At 72.3% G+C, this 17,977-nt stretch carries 10 protein-coding genes; 4 read left to right on the forward strand and 6 right to left on the reverse strand.

Going from position 1 to position 17,977, the window contains the following annotated elements:
* Positions 1 to 113 precede the first annotated feature (113 nt).
* Both FJ309_13460 and FJ309_13465 read right to left on the reverse strand, forming a co-directional pair.
* Positions 114 to 1,460: a DUF1501 domain-containing protein gene (locus FJ309_13460; GenBank protein MBM3955599.1), complete on the reverse strand. Its 1,347-nt coding sequence runs from the start codon at positions 1,458 to 1,460 to the stop codon at positions 114 to 116.
* A 39-nt stretch (positions 1,461 to 1,499) separates the two neighbouring features.
* On the reverse strand, positions 1,500 to 2,849 hold the full coding sequence (locus FJ309_13465; GenBank protein ID MBM3955600.1) for a DUF1501 domain-containing protein: 1,350 nt from the start codon (positions 2,847 to 2,849) through the stop codon (positions 1,500 to 1,502).
* 303 nt (positions 2,850 to 3,152) lie between these two features.
* Between FJ309_13465 and FJ309_13470 the strand changes: the two genes are divergently transcribed.
* On the forward strand, positions 3,153 to 4,505 hold the full coding sequence (locus FJ309_13470) for a DUF1501 domain-containing protein (protein MBM3955601.1): 1,353 nt from the start codon (positions 3,153 to 3,155) through the stop codon (positions 4,503 to 4,505).
* A 12-nt stretch (positions 4,506 to 4,517) separates the two neighbouring features.
* Here the strand turns inward: FJ309_13470 and FJ309_13475 are convergent, their stop codons facing one another.
* From FJ309_13475 to FJ309_13485, 3 genes are all read right to left on the reverse strand, one after another.
* Complete coding sequence (locus tag FJ309_13475) at positions 4,518 to 7,676, reverse strand: hypothetical protein (protein ID MBM3955602.1); 3,159 nt, start codon at positions 7,674 to 7,676, stop codon at positions 4,518 to 4,520.
* 30 nt (positions 7,677 to 7,706) lie between these two features.
* Positions 7,707 to 10,574: a hypothetical protein gene (locus FJ309_13480; protein ID MBM3955603.1), complete on the reverse strand. Its 2,868-nt coding sequence runs from the start codon at positions 10,572 to 10,574 to the stop codon at positions 7,707 to 7,709.
* A gap of 73 nt (positions 10,575 to 10,647) precedes the next feature.
* Complete coding sequence (locus FJ309_13485) at positions 10,648 to 13,167, reverse strand: DUF1553 domain-containing protein (protein MBM3955604.1); 2,520 nt, start codon at positions 13,165 to 13,167, stop codon at positions 10,648 to 10,650.
* A 317-nt stretch (positions 13,168 to 13,484) separates the two neighbouring features.
* On the opposite strand from FJ309_13485, the gene cysD reads away from it, so the two are divergent.
* Positions 13,485 to 14,396: a sulfate adenylyltransferase subunit CysD gene (gene cysD, locus FJ309_13490; GenBank protein ID MBM3955605.1), complete on the forward strand. Its 912-nt coding sequence runs from the start codon at positions 13,485 to 13,487 to the stop codon at positions 14,394 to 14,396.
* 2 nt (positions 14,397 to 14,398) lie between these two features.
* Positions 14,399 to 16,333 carry a sulfate adenylyltransferase subunit CysN gene (gene cysN / locus FJ309_13495; GenBank protein MBM3955606.1) on the forward strand — a complete coding sequence of 645 codons (1,935 nt, stop codon included), beginning with the start codon at positions 14,399 to 14,401 and terminating at the stop codon, positions 16,331 to 16,333.
* A gap of 184 nt (positions 16,334 to 16,517) precedes the next feature.
* Here the strand turns inward: cysN and FJ309_13500 are convergent, their stop codons facing one another.
* Positions 16,518 to 17,249, reverse strand: a complete 732-nt coding sequence (locus FJ309_13500) for a Uma2 family endonuclease (GenBank protein ID MBM3955607.1) — start codon at positions 17,247 to 17,249, stop codon at positions 16,518 to 16,520.
* Positions 17,250 to 17,330: 81 nt separating this feature from the next.
* Between FJ309_13500 and FJ309_13505 the strand changes: the two genes are divergently transcribed.
* Positions 17,331 to 17,951 carry a Uma2 family endonuclease gene (locus FJ309_13505; GenBank protein MBM3955608.1) on the forward strand — a complete coding sequence of 207 codons (621 nt, stop codon included), beginning with the start codon at positions 17,331 to 17,333 and terminating at the stop codon, positions 17,949 to 17,951.
* Positions 17,952 to 17,977: the final 26 nt, after the last annotated feature.

The following is a 17,977-nucleotide window of genomic DNA, read 5'->3' on the forward strand; positions in this document are numbered from 1 at the left end:
GACACGGCCGCCGACCACCAGCGCCCGATCGACCAGCCGAGCCGGCGCATGGAGTTTCTCCGAAGCGTGAGCAGGGTCGCGGCGGCAGCGCCGCAGATGCCACCGGTGCGCCGTCAGACCAATTCCGCCAGCGGCGCGTGGTGGTCGGTGAGGTACTGCGGTCGGCCGGTGAGGTCGGTGACCGTGGTCGCCTGCGGGTCGATGCCGAGGCAGTGGTAGAGCGTGGCGTGGATCTCCTCGAAGCGCACCGGCCGGTCGCGGACCTCCGCGGCCTGCCGGTCGGTCGAGCCGATCACCTGCCCGGTCCGCAGGCCGCCACCGGCCAACAGGGCGCAGGTCACCTGCGGCCAATGGTCGCGGCCGGCGTCCTTGTTGATCTTCGGCGTCCGCCCGAACTCCCCCCACACGATCACGGCGACGTCGTCGGCCAGGCCGCGGGAGTGGAGATCCTCGACCAAGGCCGAGACCCCCTGGTCGAGCTGCGGGGCGTTTTCCCGGCAGGCGCCGAAGTTGTTGCCGTGGTAGTCCCAGAAGCTGTAGCTCAGCGTCACGCAGCGCACCCCCGCCTCGACCAGCCGCCGCGCGGCGAGGAATTGCTGCATCAGCCGCGGGGCGCCGTCCCCCTGGTGCTTCTCGGTGCCGTAGCCGTAGCGGTCGCGGACTTCCTGCGGCTCGCGCGACACGTCGAGCGCCTCGGCCAGCCGGCTCGACGTGAGGACGCCGAACGCCTGGCGCTGGAACGTGTCCATCCCGGCCATCATCCCCGAGCGGTCGGCCGAGCGGTTGAACGCGTCGAGCGCCGCGACCAGCCCGGCGCGGTCGCCGAGGCGCTCGAGCGACAGTCCGTTGAGGACCAGGTCGCCGCGGGCATCGCCGTTGGGTTGGAACGGCGTGCACGAGGGGCCGAGGAACCCCGGCTTGCCGGAGTTGTAGGGGGTGTGCTGCATCCGCGGCGACAGGCCGACGTAGGGGGGCGCCGCCGGGTGGGCCGCGCCGCGGAGCCGGGCCACGACCGAGCCGAATTCGGGCCAGCCGCCGGCCGGCTGGCGCTGGTGGCTGCGGCCGGTGAGGCACTGGAATGAATAGTGGTCGCCGGTGGCGCCGACGATCGAGCGGATCACGGCCAGCTTGTCGGCCATCCCCGCGAGGCGCGGGAGCAGCTCGGAAAACTCGATCCCGGGAACGTTGGTCGGGATCGGGCGGAACTCGCCGCGGATCTCGGCCGGGGCGTCGGGCTTGAGGTCGACGAGGTCCTGGTGGGGCGGTCCACCGGGGAGGTAGATCATGATCACCGCCTTGTGCGAGCGCGTGCCGGCGACGGCCTCGGCCCGGGCGAGATCGACCAGCGACACCCCCGCCGTGCCGCCGAGACCGGCCAGCGAGCCGATGCGGAGGAATTGCCGCCGCGCCAGGGTGTCGCAGAAGCCGCCGCGCGACCGGGCACCGACGATCGAGAGCATCCGGGTTCTCCGGGAACCAGAGGGAATCGGGCGGCGCCGTCAGGCCAGCTCCGGCAGCGGCACGGCGCGTTCGAGGAGATACTGCGGCCGGCCGGTGTGATCGGCGAGGGGAACGGCGGCGGCGTCGATGCCGAGGTGGCGGTAGAGCGTCGCCAGGACCTCGGAGAAGTGGACCGGCCGGTCGGCGATGGCGCTGCCGGTGCGGTCGGTGGCGCCGATCACCTGCCCGGTGCGGAAGCCGCCGCCGGCGAGCAGCGCGCCGCCGACCTGCGGCCAGTGGTCGCGACCGGCGTCTTTGTTGATCAGCGGCGTGCGGCCGAATTCGCCCCATGCGCACACGGCCACGTCGCGGTCGAGGCCGCGGGCGTGGAGGTCTTCGACGAGCGCCGACAGCCCCTGGTCGAACTGCGGGAGGTGGGTGTTCTTCATGCCGTTGAAGGTGTCGGAGTGGAAGTCCCAGCGGCCGAAGTTGAGCGTCACGACGCGGCAGCCGGCCTCGACGAGCCGGCGGGCGACGAGGAAGTGCTCGAGGTTCCGCGGCGCGCCGTCACCGAAGCGCTGCGCGTCCCCCGTGCCGTAGCGCTCGCGGACGTGCGCCGGCTCGCGCGACACGTCGAGGGCCTCGGCCAGCCGGCTGCTGGTGAGGATGTCGAACGCCGACCGCGACAGGGCGTCCATGCCGTCGAGCGTGCGGCCGGCGTCGAGGTCGCGGCGGAGGCGGTCGACCGTGCCGAGGAGGCCGCGGCGGTCGGCGAGGCGCTCGGCCGACATCCCGCGGAGAACCATGTCGGTGCTCGCCGGACCGTTGGGGCGGAACGCGGCGTGCGACACGCCGAGGAAGCCCGGCAGCCCCGGCGAGCCGTAGGGAGGATGCCCGGCGTCGGGGGACAGGCCGACGAACGGCGGCACGGCGCGGTCGACCGGCCCGAGCAGCCGTGACGCCACCGATCCGATGCTCGGCCAGCCGCCCGAGGGCTGGTTGCGGAGGGGGCGGCCTGTGTAGCAGATGAACGAGTCGTGGTTGCCGTCGGGGGAGCCGTACACGCTCCGCAGCGGCACGCACTTGTCCATGATCGCCGCGAGCCGGGGCATGTGCTCGCAGATCTCGATCCCCGGCACGTTGGTCGGGATCGGCCGGAACTCGCCGCGGATCTCCGCCGGCGCTTCCATCTTCAGGTCGTACATGTCCTGGTGCGCCGGCGCCCCGCACATGTAGATCATGATCACCGCGGTGTGCGACCGCCGGCCGCTGGCCGCCTCGGCGGCCAGGACGTCGCGAAGCGACAGTCCGCCGACCGACAGCGTGCCGATGCGGAGCAGGTCGCGCCGGCGGATGCCGTCGCACAGCCGCTGGCCGCGGCGGGCCGAATCGTCGACGAGCGACAGCATCGAAGACCCCTCCCGAGACGGGGTTTGGGGGACAGAACGTCTTTACTTTACACCGGCCACAGAGCGGGCACGACCGCGGTCCCCCGCTGGTTCAGTCGGCCGGTGGGGGCGGCCGACAGCAACGTGGAGTGGATTCCACGCCCGAGCAGGGAGCGACGCCGACCTCGCCCGTCGGCTCCAAGTCGTTTGCTCCACGAGGGATCGGACCGAAAGCGACCGGCGACTGGCCGCTGCATGCGGCACCGGGCGAGTGCGGGGAGTACATTTTCAGAACGGTTCGGCGCCGCTTCCGGAGGCCTCGCCATGCTCATGATCCGCGGCGGTGGTGGTCGGTTCTGCGACGGCGTCCGCCGGCGCGACTTCCTCGCCATCGGTGGGCTGTCGTTCGGCACCGGCGGGCTGTCGCTCGCCGGCGTCCTCCGCGCCCAGGCGGCGCAGAACCCGGGCCCGTCGGGAAACAGCCACAAGGCGGTGATCAACGTGTTCCTCGGCGGCGGTCCGCCGCACCAGGACATGTTCGACCTCAAGCCCGATGCCCCGAGCGAGATCCGCGGCGAGCTCGCCCCGATCGCCACCAACGTCCCCGGGATCCAGATCTGCGAGGTCTTTCCGCGCCTCGCGGCCCGCGCCGACAAGCTGGCGATCATCCGCTCGGTCGTCGGCTGCGAGGGGGCCCACGCCGCCTACCAGACCAACACCGGATGGCCGGAGGCGAACCTCCGCACGCTCGGTGGCCGGCCCTCACTCGGCTCGGCCGTCGCCCGGCTCGTCGGGCCGGTCGATCCCTCGGTGCCGCCGTTTGTCGGCCTGGCGGAGAAGACCTCCCACCGGCCGTGGTCCGACTCGGGCACGCCCGGGTTCCTCGGCCCCGCCTACGGCCCGTTCAAGCCCGACGGCCCCGACCGCGACAACATGACGCTCAAGGACCTGTCGCTCGAGCGCCTCGGCGACCGCCGCCGGCTGCTCGCCTCGGTCGACCGCCTCCGCCGTGAGGCCGACGCCTCCGGCACGATCGCCGGGATGGACGCCTTCTCGCAGCGCGCCTTCGACGTCCTCTCCGGCAGCAAGCTCCTCGACGCCCTCGACGTCTCGAAGGAGGATCCGGCGGTCCGCGCCGCCTACGGCGACGGCAAGCCCTACCACTTCCAGTACGACGGCGCCCCGACCTGCAACGACCATCTGCTCATCGCCCGGCGCCTCGTCGAGGCGGGGGTCCGGGTGGTCAGCCTGTCGTATGGCCGGTGGGACAGCCACGGGCAGAACTTCGCGCTGGTGCGCGATCACGGCGCCAAGCTCGACCAGTGCCTCTCGGCGCTGCTCGACGACCTCGCCGCGCGGGGGATGCTCGACGACGTCGCCGTCGTCGTGTGGGGGGAGTTCGGGCGGACGCCGAAGATCAACAAGGATGCCGGTCGCGACCACTGGCCGCAGGTGAGTTGTGCGCTCCTCGCCGGCGGCGGCCTCCGCACCGGCCAGGTGATCGGTGCCACCAACCGCTTCGGCGAACATGCCACCGAACGGCCGGTGCACGTCCAGGAGATCGTCGCCACGCTCTACCACGCCCTCGGGTTCCGGACCCACGAGGTCACGATCACCGACCAGACGGGGCGGCCGCAGTACCTCGTCGAGCGCGACCCGATCGCCGAGCTGGTCTGACGTCCGGCCGCGTCACGGCGCGGCGGGAGACGGCTCGAGCGTGTGGACGATCTTGCCGTCGCCCGCCGACCAGATCCGCAGCTTGCCGTCCTGGCAGCCGGCGGCGAGCCAGCCCGGGGCCGCGGCGAGGACCTGGACGAAGTCGCCGACGCCGTCGAAGTTCCGCACCGTTCCGCCGTTGCCGGCGTTGTAGATCCGCACCGTCGGATCCCCGGAGGCGGCGGCCACCTCCTCGCCCGGCGGCAGGAAGCGGACCGCCGTCGCCTCCTTCTTGAGCCCCGCGATCGTCCGCTGCTGCTCGCCGGAGACGACGTCCCAGACCTTGAGCGAGTTGTCGGCGCCGGCGCTGGCCAGCCGCCGGCCGTGGGCCTGCCAGGCGACGCCGAGGACGTGGCCGGTGTGCCCCTCGAAGCTCTTCATGTGCTTGCCGTCGGCGACGGCGTGGACCTTCACGAACCGGTCGGTCCCGCCGGAGGCGAGCAGGTCGCCGGCGCGCGAGAACTCGAGGGCCACCACCGTGTCGGAGTGGGGACTGGTGAGCTCGCGGGCCAGGGCGCCGTCGCCGACGGTCCAGAGCTTGATCTCGCCGGACCGGCTCGGCCTCCCACCGCCGCTGGCCAGGAGCGCCCCATCGGGGGAGAAGGCCAGTGCCGTGACGACGTCGACCGGCGGCGTGCCCGCAGTCTCTTCGCTCACCGGCGGCAGCGTCTCGCCGCCGATCGTGCGCTCGTGGACCCAGCGCGGCACGCAGGCCCAGGCGGCCGCGGGAGCCGCCCCGCCGCCGATGACGACGCGCGCCGGATCGAAAAACGCGATCGTGCCCCGCCCCCCTTCGCCGCCACACTCCCAGGCATCGCGCGGCTGGCCGTCGGCTCCGGAGAGGAGGACGGCCACGCCGTCGGCCCCGAGGGCGACCAGCCACGCCCCGTCGGGCGACCAGGCGACGCCGGCGAGCGGCTTCTCGGCGGCGGTCCGCGCCGCGTCGAGCGTGCCGCGCGCCTGCTCCGCGACGGTGGTGCGGGCTTCCGTCTCGGCCAGTTCCGTTTTCCGCACCGGCAGTGTCTCGTCGGCGCGCTTCGCCTGCTGGCCGGCAAAGTCGACGGCGCGCTTGGCGCTGGCCAGCGCCGTCTCGGCCTGCTTGACCGCCTCGGTCGCCGCGGTCGCCGCCTTGGCCGCCTCGGCGGCCTTCTTGGTCATCTCGTCGACCTTCGCCTTGGAACGCTCGATCTGCTGGGCGGCCTGGGCCACGGCCTGGTCGGCGGCGGCCTTCGCGGCGGTGGCGCCGGCGGCCACCGACTGGAACGTCTTGAGCGTCTCGGCGGCGGCGGCGTCACCGGCACTGCTGGCGGCGACGGCGGCGAACGCGTTGGCACTGGCGGTGGCCGTCTCGACCGCCGCGGCCGCCGCGGCCTGCGCCTTGACGGAGGCGGCCTGCGCCTCGGTGGCCTGGGCGACGGCGGTGGTGGCGACGACGACCGCCTTGTCGGCCTCGTCCTTGGCGGCAAGCGTTCCCTTGGCCGCCTCCTGCTTCTCCCCCATCGTCTTCTCGGCCGCGGCGAGCTTCTCGCCCGACTGCTTCGTCTCGGCGGCGGCCGCCTCGATCCCCTTCTCGGCCTCGGTGACCCGCGCCTTGCCGTACTCCACGTCCTGCTTGCGGACGGCCAGATCGACGTCGGCGGCGCGGAGGCGCTCGACGAGGCGGTGGTCCCCCTTCCATTCGCCGGCGGGCTGGCCGTTCGTCAGATCCCAGAGCTTCACGCCGGGGACGGTGCCCACGGTCGCCGCCCGGGCGCCGTCGGGGCGAACCGCGAAGCCGCTGACCGGCCCGCCGTGGGCCATCTGGCGGACGACGCTCGCGCCGTCGATGTTCCACAAGCGCAGCGTGCCGTCGGCCCCGGCGGAGAGCAGATGGCCCGGAGGTGTGGCCAACGGCGAAAGCACGGTGACTGGCTGGCCGCCGGCGGGAAGCTCCTTGAGCGGCGCCGGGGCCGCGGCGGGATCGGCGTCGGGGGGGGGCAGGGGAAGCTGCCAGATGCGGATCACGCCGTCGGCGTCGGCCGCCGCGATCCGGTCGTCGGCCACGCGCGCCAGCGCCATCACCTCGCCCGGGCGCTTGAGCCGGCCGACGAGCGTGCCGTCGGCGGCGGCGCTGACGGCGATCGAGGTGTCGCGCGACGAGGAGATGACGAGCGAGCCATCGGCCGAGAACGCCACGCCGGTGACCGGGGAGGCATGGGGCTGGATCGTCCGCCGCGCCGCGGCGCTGGCGCCATCGGCGAGGGCGATCTGCCCGTCAGCACGGCCGATGGCGATCAGGCCCCCGACCGGCGCGATCGCGACGGCGGTGGCCTGCTGCGAATCGGCGAACGTCACGTGGCCGGGGCGCTCGCGGCGCCACAGCTTCACGGTGCGGAAGCTGCCGGAGGCGATCCGGTCGTCGGTCGGGGAGATCGCCAGCGCCCCGATGGTGTCGAGGTGGGCGACGCCGGCGGGGCCACCGTTGCTGACGAGCGTCGGATCCTCGAGGGCCCCGAGGAGCCGGCCGGTGGCGGTGTCGAACAGGCTGACGCGCCCGCCGCGCGCCGCCGCCGTGACGCGTCCGTCGGCCGACAGTGCCGCGGCGAGAACGCCCCCCTGGCCGAGAGGCATCGGCTTCCAGGCGATCGGTCCGCGCGCCGCCGCCGGCCCCGCCTTGGCCCCCTCGTCGATCCACCGTGCGAGCAGGCCGAGCTGCTCCGGGGAGAGGTGCTTGGCGCCGACCTTGTTGTCGGCCGGCGGCATCGGGTCGTCCTGGCGGTGGGCGGCGCGGAGGAAGACGAGGCTCTCGAGCCCCTTGCCGGGGACCACGGCCGGGCCGGAATCGCCGCCGGCGGCCAGTGCCTGGGAGCTGTCGAGCCGCAGCCCCCCCTCCTTGATCTTCTCGTTGTGGCAGGCGGTGCAGTTGGCGGCGAGGAACGGCTTGATGTCGGCCTCGAACCCGACCGGCTCGGTGCGCGTCGGGGGGGCGACGGGGAGGCCGTCGGCGGCGACGGCGAGCGCCGCCAGGCTCGAAGCCATGCCGATCACGAGCCCCACACCGGCCAGCGGCGGCGCCGATCGGGGACCGCGGAGGGAGCCCACCTGGGCGCTCGGGCAGGCCTCGCGCGCAGCGGGCGTCGGACGGGCGTTCATCGGGTCAACTCCTGCGAAACAGGGTGGGCGTCACGGCTGTGCCGGCGCCTCGATCACGAGCGCCAGCGGCCGGCGGGCCGTGATCTCGCGGTCATTGAATTTCAGCTTCGTCGTCAGCACCAGCTCGTGTCGGCCCGGCGCCGCGTCGGCCGCGGCGGTGAGCTTGACGATTCCCTGCGACTGGTCGGCGGGAATGGTGACCGGCGCGAGCGCGAGCCCGGCGACCGGCTTGGCGGTCGAGGGTTCGACGACGACCTCGCCGGCGAAGCCGTAGCGCCTCGCGATCGGCACGGCGAGGTCGGCGGCCGCCCCCGGCGCGACCTTGATCTCGTCGGCGAGGCCGTCGAGCGCGACCGGCATCTCGTGGACGACCAGCGCGATCGAGGGCACGACCAGCGGCACGTCGACGTCCTTCGGGGCCGCGGCGGTGGCGGCGTCGGCGGCGAGCTTCTCGCGCCGTGCCTTCTCGTCGGCGGCGGTCTTGGCGGCGGCCTCGGCGTCGGCCATCGCCTTGGCGGCGGCTTCGCGGGCGGCGACGACATCGGCCGGTGGCTCGGTGCCCGCCCCCTTGATCTCGGCGAGCTTGGCCTCGGCGGCGGCCAGCGCCTGCTTGGCCCCCTCGGTGGCCGTGGCCCGCTGCTGGGCGATGCCGGCGACGCGCTCGGCATCGGCCTTGAGCCGGGCGGCGGCTTCGGGGTTGCGCGCGAACGCCGTCTTTGCCACGCCGCGGAGGACGATCCGGTATTCCCCCGGCGGCAGCTTGGGATCGACGTCGATCTCGGCCGTGGCGGCGGTCGCCGCCTCCTCGATCTTCACCTCGACGACCTTCAGCTCCCCCGGCAGCCCGGGCGCGGTCAGCGACACCGCCCCCTTCGCCCCGGGGCGGCGGACGAGCGCCAGCGGCACCGAGAGCTTGCCGCCGCGGGCGGTCTCGCGGACGGCGCGGTCCTGCTCGGTGACCGTCAGCGGCGCCGCGTCGGGGATCACGGCGAGCGGAATTTCGCGCACCATCCGCACCAGCTGCGGCTGGTTCTGGTTGTCGACGTTCCAGCGGAGCATCGCCGGCCGTGCGGTGCGGGCGACGTCAGCCTCGCCGATCCGGCTCTTGCCGGTGATCCGGAAGGTCCCGGCGAACGGCGCCGTACCGTCGGCGGCGGTGAGCACGAGCGTCCCGCGGTTGGCCTTCCCGGGGATCGACAGCGGCGGGGCGCTGACGCCGGCGGGGAGCCCCTCGGCCTCGATCACGACGTCGCCGCCGAAGCCGTCGCGGCGGACGACGAGGATGTCGACCGGCAGCGCGCCGCCGATCGGCAGGCTCGCCGCGGCGAGCTGCTGGCGATTGCCGTCGGCGCGGTTGGGATGCGAGAGCAGGGCGACGACCTCGAAGTCGGGCGTGGGGCGGCGGGCCTCGAGGACGTAGACATGATGGGGTGCCGCGTGCGAGTCGGCAGCGAGATCGCGGACGAGCACCCGGTAGGTGCCGTCGGCCGGTGCACGGAACTCGAGCAGCGGGTCGGCGCTCGGCCGATCGACCAATGGCCCGGCGAACTCGGCCGGACCGTCGTCGGCGGAGGCGACCTCCTTCCCCACCGGCCGGCCGGCGGCGTCGGTCGAGAGGCTCTCGACGAGCAGCGCCGGATCGGTGGGGAGGCCGTAGCGGGCCGAAGTGACCTCGAGCCAGAAGACGTCGCCGGCCTTGGCGGTGAACGAATACCAGTCGCGGTCGCGCCGCGGCTGGAACCGGCCGGCGACGGCTCCGGGGATCTCGAGCGCCTGCGGCGCGGCGGGGTCGTCGTTGGGCTCGTGCTCGCGGATCACCGGCGCCGTGACCGCCAGCGCCGCCGGCGGCTGCGCCGCGGCGTCGAGGACGCCACCGGACAGGTCGGCGAGCGGGGCCGCGGCATCGCGCGGCGCGAACAGGCGCCAGGCGAACCGCGCGGTCGCGCCCGCGGCCGGTGCGCCCATCCGGGCGTCGACGACGACCTGCTCGAGCCCCTCGTTGCCCCCTTCGATGAGCGCCGGGCTGCCCCCCGGGAGCCCCTTGCCGAAGACCTCGACGCGCGTCGTCTCGCCGGCGCGCCCCGCGGGGGGGAAGACGAAGTCGACCCACGGGCCGGTCGAGCAGACGAGGCGGTAGAAGGTCTCGTCGCCGCCGGAGGCGAACAGGTCGTGGACGCGGACGACATGGCGGCCGGCGGCCGGCACGGCGACGTCGATGAACGGATCGTCCTGGCGCGTGCCGCGGGCGACGGCGATCTCGCGCCCCGACGGATCGACCAGCGAAAGCACCGGCACCATCCGCGAGTCGAGTCGCCGGCACCAGACCTCGAGGTGGATCCGCTGCCCGGCCGCCAGCTCCAGCGCGTAATGGTCGGCCTTGGCGGCCGTCGTCCGGGCGGCGACGGCGCCGTCGGCCGGCACCGCGAGCGCCGCCGCGGCACTGTCGCAGTCCTTTTCCTTGACGACCTGCGGCGTCGCCGAGACGGCGAAGGCGCGGACGTTGCTGACGCCGAACCTGGCCACCGCAGCGGCGTCGTAGATCCCCGGCGGCACGTCGGCGGCGATCGCGACCACGAGCTTGCCGGGCACCGGCCGCGGTTCGGGATCGAACTCGGTCGGCTCGGCCAGGACCGGACGGGCGATGATCCCGGGATGGGAGAACAGCAGCCCCCGCACGTCGTCGAGGTCGGGGCCGGCGATCGTCACCGTCACCTCGGTGCCGCGCTGGCCCCCGGCCGGATGGATCGCGGTCAGCAGGGGCTGGGGCAGTTCGGCGACGGCCGGGACCGCGGCGATCGCGGCCAGCGCCAGGACGGCGGCCAGCCGCCGCGGCGACGGCGGGCCGGCCCTTCGATCGCAGCCGGCGCCCGACGGCCCGCGCAGCGTGAGGCGTTGCATGACGCGATTCCCGGCCACCGCCCCGGCCCTGCCGCCGGCCCGGTTTCCGGGACCGGCCGCCCCGCCCGCCGGACTAGTGGTTGAAGAGGAACTCCTTGGTGTTGAGCAGCGACCAGATCACGTCCTCGAAGGCCGCCGGACGGTTGTCGGCGTGGGCCGCGAGGTACTGCTCGACCAGGGCCCGTTCCTCCGCCGTCGGCGCCCGCGAGAACGCCACCCGGTAGAGCTCGGCGATCTTCGCCGCGTCATCGCGGCCGGCGTCGGTGGCGAGCTTGCCCGCCCGGCCGTCGGCACCGCCGACCTTGCCGAGGATGTCGGCGGAGTTGATGAGGTGGATGCTCTGGGCGAGATTCGCCTCGCTGACCCGCTCGCACTCGCAGGCGCTGTCGCCGTTGGGCCGGCCGAAGACGGTGAGGAAGTAATTGTTGAAGTTGGGGTCGGGGAGCTGCACCGCGCGCGTGCCGGCGAGCGTGCCGCCGAACGCCGTCGACTTGCCGGAGAGGCTGTCGATGGCGTCGAGCGCCGTCTCCGCGGAGAGTCGCCGCGGGTAGAACCGCGAGAAGGCCTGCCGGTCCTCGGCGTTGAACTCGTTGGGCTCGGCCGAGAGCTGGTAGGTGGCCGAGTTGCAGATCGTCCGCACGAGGTGCTTGAGGTCGTAGCCGTGGGCGACGAAATCGGCCGCCAGGGCGTCGAGCAGCGCGGGGTTGGTCGGCGGGTTGGTGAGCCGCATGTCGTCCTCCGGCTCGACCAGCCCGCGCGAGAAGAAGTGCTTCCAGTAGCGGTTGACGGCCGACCGGGCGAAGAACGGGTTGTCGGCGGCGGTCATCCACTCCGCCAGCGCCGCCCGCGGATCGGTGTCGGCGGGGATCTCGGCCGGCTCGGCGCCCAGCGCCACCGCCTTGTGGGTGCCCTTCGGGCCGGCGGCCTGCGGCATGCCGCGGGCGTGGAAGATCCGGTCCTCGCCCGGCTGGGCCCCCTTCTTACGGCCGACGCGCGAGAAGAAGGCGGCGAGCTGGTAGTAGTCCTCGGTGCTCCACTTCTCGAACGGGTGGTGGTGGCAGCGGGCGCACTGCAGCCGCAGCCCGAGGAACAGTTGCGACGCGTCCTCGACCTGCTGGTTGGCCTCGGCGACCTGGCGGAACCAGACCACCGCCGGGTTGGTGCCGACCTCGCCGGAGGCGGTGAGGATCTCGCGGACGAATTGGTCGAACGGCTTGTTGTCGAGCAGGCTCTGCCGGATCCAGGCGTGGAACGCGTAGCTGCCGCGGCGGTGGAGGGTGTCGTCGGTGCGCTTGTTGCGGAGGATCGCCGCCCACTTGTTGGCGAACGTGTCGGCGTAGTCGGGGCTGTCGAGGAGCCGGTCGATCGCCTTGGCCCGCTTGGCGGGGTCGGCATCGGCGAGGAAGGCGTCTGTCTCGGCGACGGTGGGCAGCCGGCCGGCGACGTCGACGGTGACGCGGCGGAGGAAGGTGGCGTCGTCGCACGGCGCCGACGGCGGCAGGCCGAGGAGACGGAGGTAGTCGAGGACGTGGCCGTCGACGAAGTTCTTCGCGAACGCCTCCGGCGCCGGCATCCGCTCGGCGGGCGACTCCATCGGGATCGTGCCGCGGAACACCGCCACCTGGCTCTGGTAGCGGATCATCAGGCCGACGCTGCCGCTGCGCGGAGCCCCCTCGCCCCGCGGCGTGGCGCTGACCAATCCGGCGCTGTCGACGCTGGCCAGGTCCGGGGCGTTGACCTCGTACTGCGCCATGCTCGTCACGTCCTCGCGCGAGCCGTCTGAATACAGCGCCATCACCCGGACCTGCTGGGTTTGGCCCGGGAGGAGGATCCGCGCGGTCGGGAAGACCTCGATCCCGGTCACCTTGCGGGCGGCGGGATCGGCGGGGCGGGCCCCCTCGGCGATCCAGCGGGCGATCGTCCGCTCGCTCGGCGAACCGGTCTCGATGAGGCGGCCGCCGCCGTGCGGGACCAGTGCCGTGGCCTTGGCGAGGAGCAGACTCTCCTCCGGGGCGACCAGCGACACGCGCCGGCCGCGGGCTTCCTTGACGAGGTGCTCGTGGTCCTCGGCCGGCTCGAAACCGAGCAGCGACAGGCGGAAGCCGTTTTGGCCGCCGCTCTTGCCGTGGCAGCCGCCGCCGTTGCAGCCGTGTTTGGTGAACACCGGGACGACGTCGACGGCGAGGTCGAGCGGCGGGTCGGCGCCGAACCGTTCGACGACGAGGGGCACGCGGGCGTCGGCACAGCCTTCGAGGTGGACGACGATCTCGCCGCGGCCGTCGGCGGCGGGGACGACCATCCCGCGTGGCGACACGGTGGCCAGCCCCGCAGGCTCGACGGCGTAGGAGACGGCGCCGGTCACGTCGCGGACGGGGGCCCCGCCCGGCGCGGCCAGCGCCGTGACGACGAGCTGCCGCCGCCCCTCGGTGCCGACGATCGTGACGGCCGAGCCGTCGGAGCCACCGGTCGAGATATCGAGGACCGACACCCCCGCAGGTGGGGTCTGGCCTGGGCCGTCGGCGCGGCCGACGGCCGTTGCCGAAACCACCAGTCCGATCGCGAGCAGGGCGCAGCGACGCAGCGGCTCTGGCATGGGCCAACTCCTCCGCAGGCGGGATCCACGAATCGAACGGACCGTCAAGTATCCCCCAGTCCGGACAGGATCGCAAAGACGGGCTGGAAACGGCCGTTGTAAAATGTACGCAACTTTATACCACCACCATGTTTATGGCATCACATCCGACTTTTTCGCGCCGCGCTTCCCGAAACCGCTGCCGCGCTGAACGAAACCTGACAAGTCAGTCCAGGTCGAGTGTCCGAAACGCCACCGATCGCCTACCGTAGGCCGAATTGGAAACCCAGCGTCCCCGTCCCCCTCCCCGAGGGTGGATCGCCGACCTCAGGCACTCGATGACGACCTACAACCTCACCCACCTCCGGCTCCTCGAGGCCGAGAGCATCCACATCATCCGTGAGGTTGCGGCCGAGTTCGCCAACCCGGTGATGCTGTACTCGATCGGCAAGGACTCGGCGGTCATGCTCCGGCTCGCCGAGAAGGCCTTCCACCCGGCCAAGCCGCCGTTCCCGTTGATGCACATCGACACGACGTGGAAGTTCCGCGACATGTACCGGCTCCGCGACGAGTACGTCGCCAAACAGCTCGGCCTCGAGCTGATCGTCCACGTCAACGAGGAGGGGCGCCGCCAGGGGGTCAATCCGATCACCCACGGCAGCAAGGTCCACACCGACGTGATGAAAACGCAGGCCCTCCGCCAGGCCCTCGACAAGCACCGCTTCGACGCCGCGTTCGGTGGGGCGCGGCGCGACGAGGAGAAGAGCCGGGCCAAGGAGCGGGTGTTCTCGTTCCGCGACGAGCACCACCGCTGGGACCCGAAGAACCAGCGCCCCGAGCTGTGGAACCTCTACAACACCAAGCTCCGCAAAGGGGAGAGCATCCGCGTCTTCCCCCTCTCCAATTGGACCGAGCTCGACGTCTGGCAGTACATCCACCTCGAGAAGATCCCGATCGTCCCCCTGTACTTCGCCGCCGAGCGGCCGATCGTGTGGCGCGACGGGGTGATGATCATGGTCGACGACGACCGGCTGCCGCTGAAACCCGGCGAGCGGCCCGAGCAGCGCCGCGTGCGCTTCCGCACGCTCGGCTGCTACCCGCTCTCCGGCGCGGTCGACTCGAGCGCCACCACGCTCCCCGAGATCATCCAGGAGATGCTCCTGACGACGTTCTCGGAGCGGCAGGGGCGGCTGATCGACACCGACGAGGCCGGCAGCATGGAAAAGAAGAAGCGCGAAGGGTACTTCTGACCATGTCACACCAGTCTGCGCTGATCGCCACCGACATCGACGCCTACCTCGCGCAGCACGAGCGCAAGGAGCTGCTCCGGTTCATCACCTGCGGCAGCGTCGACGACGGCAAGAGCACGCTCATCGGCCGGCTGTTCTACGAATCGAAGATGATCTACGAGGATCAGCTGGCCGCGATCCGCAAGGATTCCTCGCGCTACGGCACGACCGGCGGCGAGGTCGATCTGGCGCTGTTCACCGACGGCCTCGAGGACGAGCGCCAGCAGGGGATCACGATCGACGTCGCCTACCGTTACTTCTCCACCGACAAGCGCAAGTTCATCATCGCCGACACCCCCGGCCACGAGCAGTACACCCGCAACATGGCGACCGGGGCCTCGACCGCCGACCTGGCGATCATCCTCGTCGACGCCCGCCACGGGATCCTCACCCAGACCAAGCGCCACAGCTTCATCGTCTCGCTCCTCGGGATCCGCCACGTCGTCGTCGCCGTCAACAAGATGGACATCGTCGGCTGGGACGAGGGGGTGTTCGAGCGGATTCGCGCCGACTACCAGGCGTTCGCCGCCCGGCTCGAGCTCCCCGACGTCCACTTCCTGCCGATCTCGGCGCTCGAGGGGGACAACGTCGTCGCCAACAGCGCGAACATGCCGTGGTACACCGGCAGCCCGCTGATGACGCTCCTCGAGACGACGTACATCGGCTCCGACCGCAACCTCGAGGACTTCCGCTTCCCCGTCCAGCTCGTCCTCCGCCCGAACCTCGACTTCCGCGGCTTCTCCGGGGCGATCGCCTCGGGGATCATCCGCACCGGCGACGAGGTGATGTCGCTGCCGTCGCGGCGGAAGAGCCGCGTCAAGTCGATCGTCACCTTCGACGGCACGCTCGACGAGGCGTTCGCGCCGCAGAGCGTGACGCTCACGCTCGAGGACGAGATCGACTCGAGCCGCGGCGACATGCTCGTCCGTCCCGGCAACCAGCCGAAGGTCGACAAGCGCTTCGACGCGATGGTGGTGTGGATGGCCGACGAGCCGCTCGTGCCGGGGAAGCAGTACCTGTTCAAGCAGACGACGAAGGTCACGACCGGCTCCGTGGCCACCCTCCGCTACCGCGTCGACGTCAACACGCTCCACCGTGAGGCGGCGCCCGTTCTGGCGCTCAACGAGATCGGGCGCTGTGCCGTCGCGCTCACCGAGCCGATCGCCTTCGACGCCTACCGCCGCAACCGGGCCACCGGCGGGTTCATCATGATCGACCGGCTCACCAACGCCACGGTCGGCGCCGGCATGATCCTCGACCGCGAGCCGGAGGAGGGACGCGGCGCGGCCCACTGGGACGACGCCGCGGCCGACCACCTCCAGGGGATCGAAAGCACCGTCACGACCGCCGAACGCGAGGCGCGCTACGGCCAGAAGCCCGTCACGCTCCTCCTCACCGGCCTCACCGGCTCGGGCAAGACCACGCTGGCCACGGCGCTCGAACGGCGGCTGTTCGAGGCGGGGCGCGCCGTGGGGGTGATCGACGGGCAGGCACTGCGCCTCGGGATCAGCCGCGATCTCGGCTTCTCGGCCGAGGAACGCAGCGAGAACCTCCGCCGCGGCGCCGAGATCGCCCGGCTGTTCAACGACGCCGGGCTGATCTGCATCGCCGCGTTCGTCGCCCCCGAGGAGTCGGTCCGGCAGAAGGCGGTGGAGCGGATCGGCCGCGAGCGCTGCCTGGTCATCCACCTCTCTGCCCCGCTCGACGTCTGCCGCCAGCGCGACACCGACGGCCACTACGCCCGCGCCGACGCCGGCGAGCTGGGCGGATTCCCGGGAGTATCGGCCCCGTGGGAGCCCCCTGCGGATCCCGACCTCGTCCTCCCCACGCACCACTGGCCGGTGGCCAAGTGCGCCGACGCCCTCGTCGCCCTGCTGGACGCCCGCGGCGCGATCTGACGCGGCGGGAGGAGGCTCGGAGGAATGGCACCGGCCCCGCCCCCGACGACTTCGAACGGCTGCGCCGCCAGCGTGAGACGGCCAACGAACGCGTTGTCTCGCTGGCGGTCGCGGTGCGCGTCACGGGGAGCCGCTGCAGCTGTACCGCGTCGACCTGGCGGCCAGCGCCGGCTGACGCCGCCGGTCAGTCGACGAACAGCTCCGCCGGCTCGAGCGTTGCATCGGGGCAGGCCACGGGGTGCAGGGGCCTGCCGGCCCTGTACGTGGTGCGGGTGTCGTAGCGCCCCGCGACGGGATCGCGAAACACGATCACCGCACGGGCGACCAGGTCGATCACCCAGTATTCCCCGATTCCGGCCGCGGCGTAGAGAGCGGCCTTGGTCGTCGTGTCGTAGTCGAGGCTCGTGTCGGCGACCTCGACGACGAGCATCACCTCGCCGGGGAGCGGCCGGCGGTCGGTGTAGCGCCGCAGCGTCACCCAAGCGAGATCGGGCTGCGGGGCGCTCTCCGATGCGGGGATCGCGATCGGGTTTTGCACCCACACGAGGATCCGGGAGGAATCGACCGCCGTCATGCTCCAGCGCGTGAGCCAGGCAACGGCGTCGGCATGCCGGTCCCCGATCGGCGACATCATCTGGAGCACTCCATCGACGAGCTCGAGCGGATGCTCCTGCCGTGGCTCGAACACCCCGGCGGCGATCATCCTGTCGTACATCGCCAGCGTTACGGCACCGCGCGGCGGCACGGCAGCAGCCGGGGCGGGCGTCGCGGCGGGAGTGTCGATGGTGCTCATGACGGGTGCAGTATAGATCTCCCGCCCAGCGCCGGCCGCAGTGCGACAGCACCCACGCTGCGCGATTGATTTGAACGGCGTACCTGGTATTCTGTTCACGTGCCCTGTGGCCCGTGCGGCCATCGAGCCCCGGTGATCGCGGACGTGGCCCCCCGCGTGTCCGTCGCGACTTCCCCGTCATGGCTTTCCAAGGAGAGTCCTCCGATGCCGTGGATTGCAGCCGCCGAAACCCGCACCGTGCTCGAGAACGTCCGCTGGGAGACGTTTCTCGAGCTCGCCGAAGGCCGCTCCGGCAGCGTTCCGCGGATGACCTTCGACCAAGGAGTGCTCGAGCTCATGACGCCCCGCCGCCAGCATGAAGGCATCGGCCGCCTGATCGGCCGGATCGTGGAGACCTACTCCGAAGTCCGCGGCATCGAGATCCTCAGTTGCGCCTCGACCACGTTCAAGCGGCCGGACCTCGACCGGGCATTCGAGCCCGACGAGTCGTACTACATCGCCCATGCCGACCTGATCCGTCCCAAGGAAGAGGTCGATCTGCTGATCGACCCGCCATCCGATCTGGTGATCGAAGTCGAGATCACCTCCTCGGCGATCGCCAAGCTGAAGCTGTTCGCCGCGATGGGGGTGCCGGAGGTCTGGCGGCATGACGGCAGCCGGCTCGCGATGCTCGCGCTGGCAGGGGCCGCCTACCGGCCGCTCGACTCGAGCCTCGGCCTGCCCGGCCTCTCCGTCGCGATGATCGACGCGCTCCTCGCGCGCCGCTTCGAGCAAGGTGAGACGGCGCTGGTCAAGCAGTTTCGCGGGACGATTACGGATGGTTAGGCCGCTGCCACCGCGCGACAGGGTCG

The sequence above is a fragment of the Planctomycetota bacterium genome (genome assembly GCA_016872555.1).
Lineage (GTDB): Bacteria > Planctomycetota > Planctomycetia > Pirellulales > UBA1268 > F1-20-MAGs016.

What these genes read in the sequence shown, in the direction of transcription:
- FJ309_13465 (MBM3955600.1), bottom strand. Translation starts at nt 2,849, where the DNA reads ATGCTGTCGCTCGTCGACGATTCGGCCCGCCGCGGCCAGCGGCTGTGC.
- FJ309_13485 (MBM3955604.1), bottom strand. Translation starts at nt 13,167, where the DNA reads ATGCCAGAGCCGCTGCGTCGCTGCGCCCTGCTCGCGATCGGACTGGTG.
- cysN (MBM3955606.1), top strand. Translation starts at nt 14,399, where the DNA reads ATGTCACACCAGTCTGCGCTGATCGCCACCGACATCGACGCCTACCTC.
- FJ309_13470 (MBM3955601.1), top strand. Translation starts at nt 3,153, where the DNA reads ATGCTCATGATCCGCGGCGGTGGTGGTCGGTTCTGCGACGGCGTCCGC.
- FJ309_13475 (MBM3955602.1), bottom strand. Translation starts at nt 7,676, where the DNA reads ATGAACGCCCGTCCGACGCCCGCTGCGCGCGAGGCCTGCCCGAGCGCC.
- FJ309_13480 (MBM3955603.1), bottom strand. Translation starts at nt 10,574, where the DNA reads ATGCAACGCCTCACGCTGCGCGGGCCGTCGGGCGCCGGCTGCGATCGA.
- FJ309_13460 (MBM3955599.1), bottom strand. Translation starts at nt 1,460, where the DNA reads ATGCTCTCGATCGTCGGTGCCCGGTCGCGCGGCGGCTTCTGCGACACC.
- FJ309_13505 (MBM3955608.1), top strand. Translation starts at nt 17,331, where the DNA reads ATGCCGTGGATTGCAGCCGCCGAAACCCGCACCGTGCTCGAGAACGTC.
- cysD (MBM3955605.1), top strand. Translation starts at nt 13,485, where the DNA reads ATGACGACCTACAACCTCACCCACCTCCGGCTCCTCGAGGCCGAGAGC.
- FJ309_13500 (MBM3955607.1), bottom strand. Translation starts at nt 17,249, where the DNA reads ATGGCCGCACGGGCCACAGGGCACGTGAACAGAATACCAGGTACGCCG.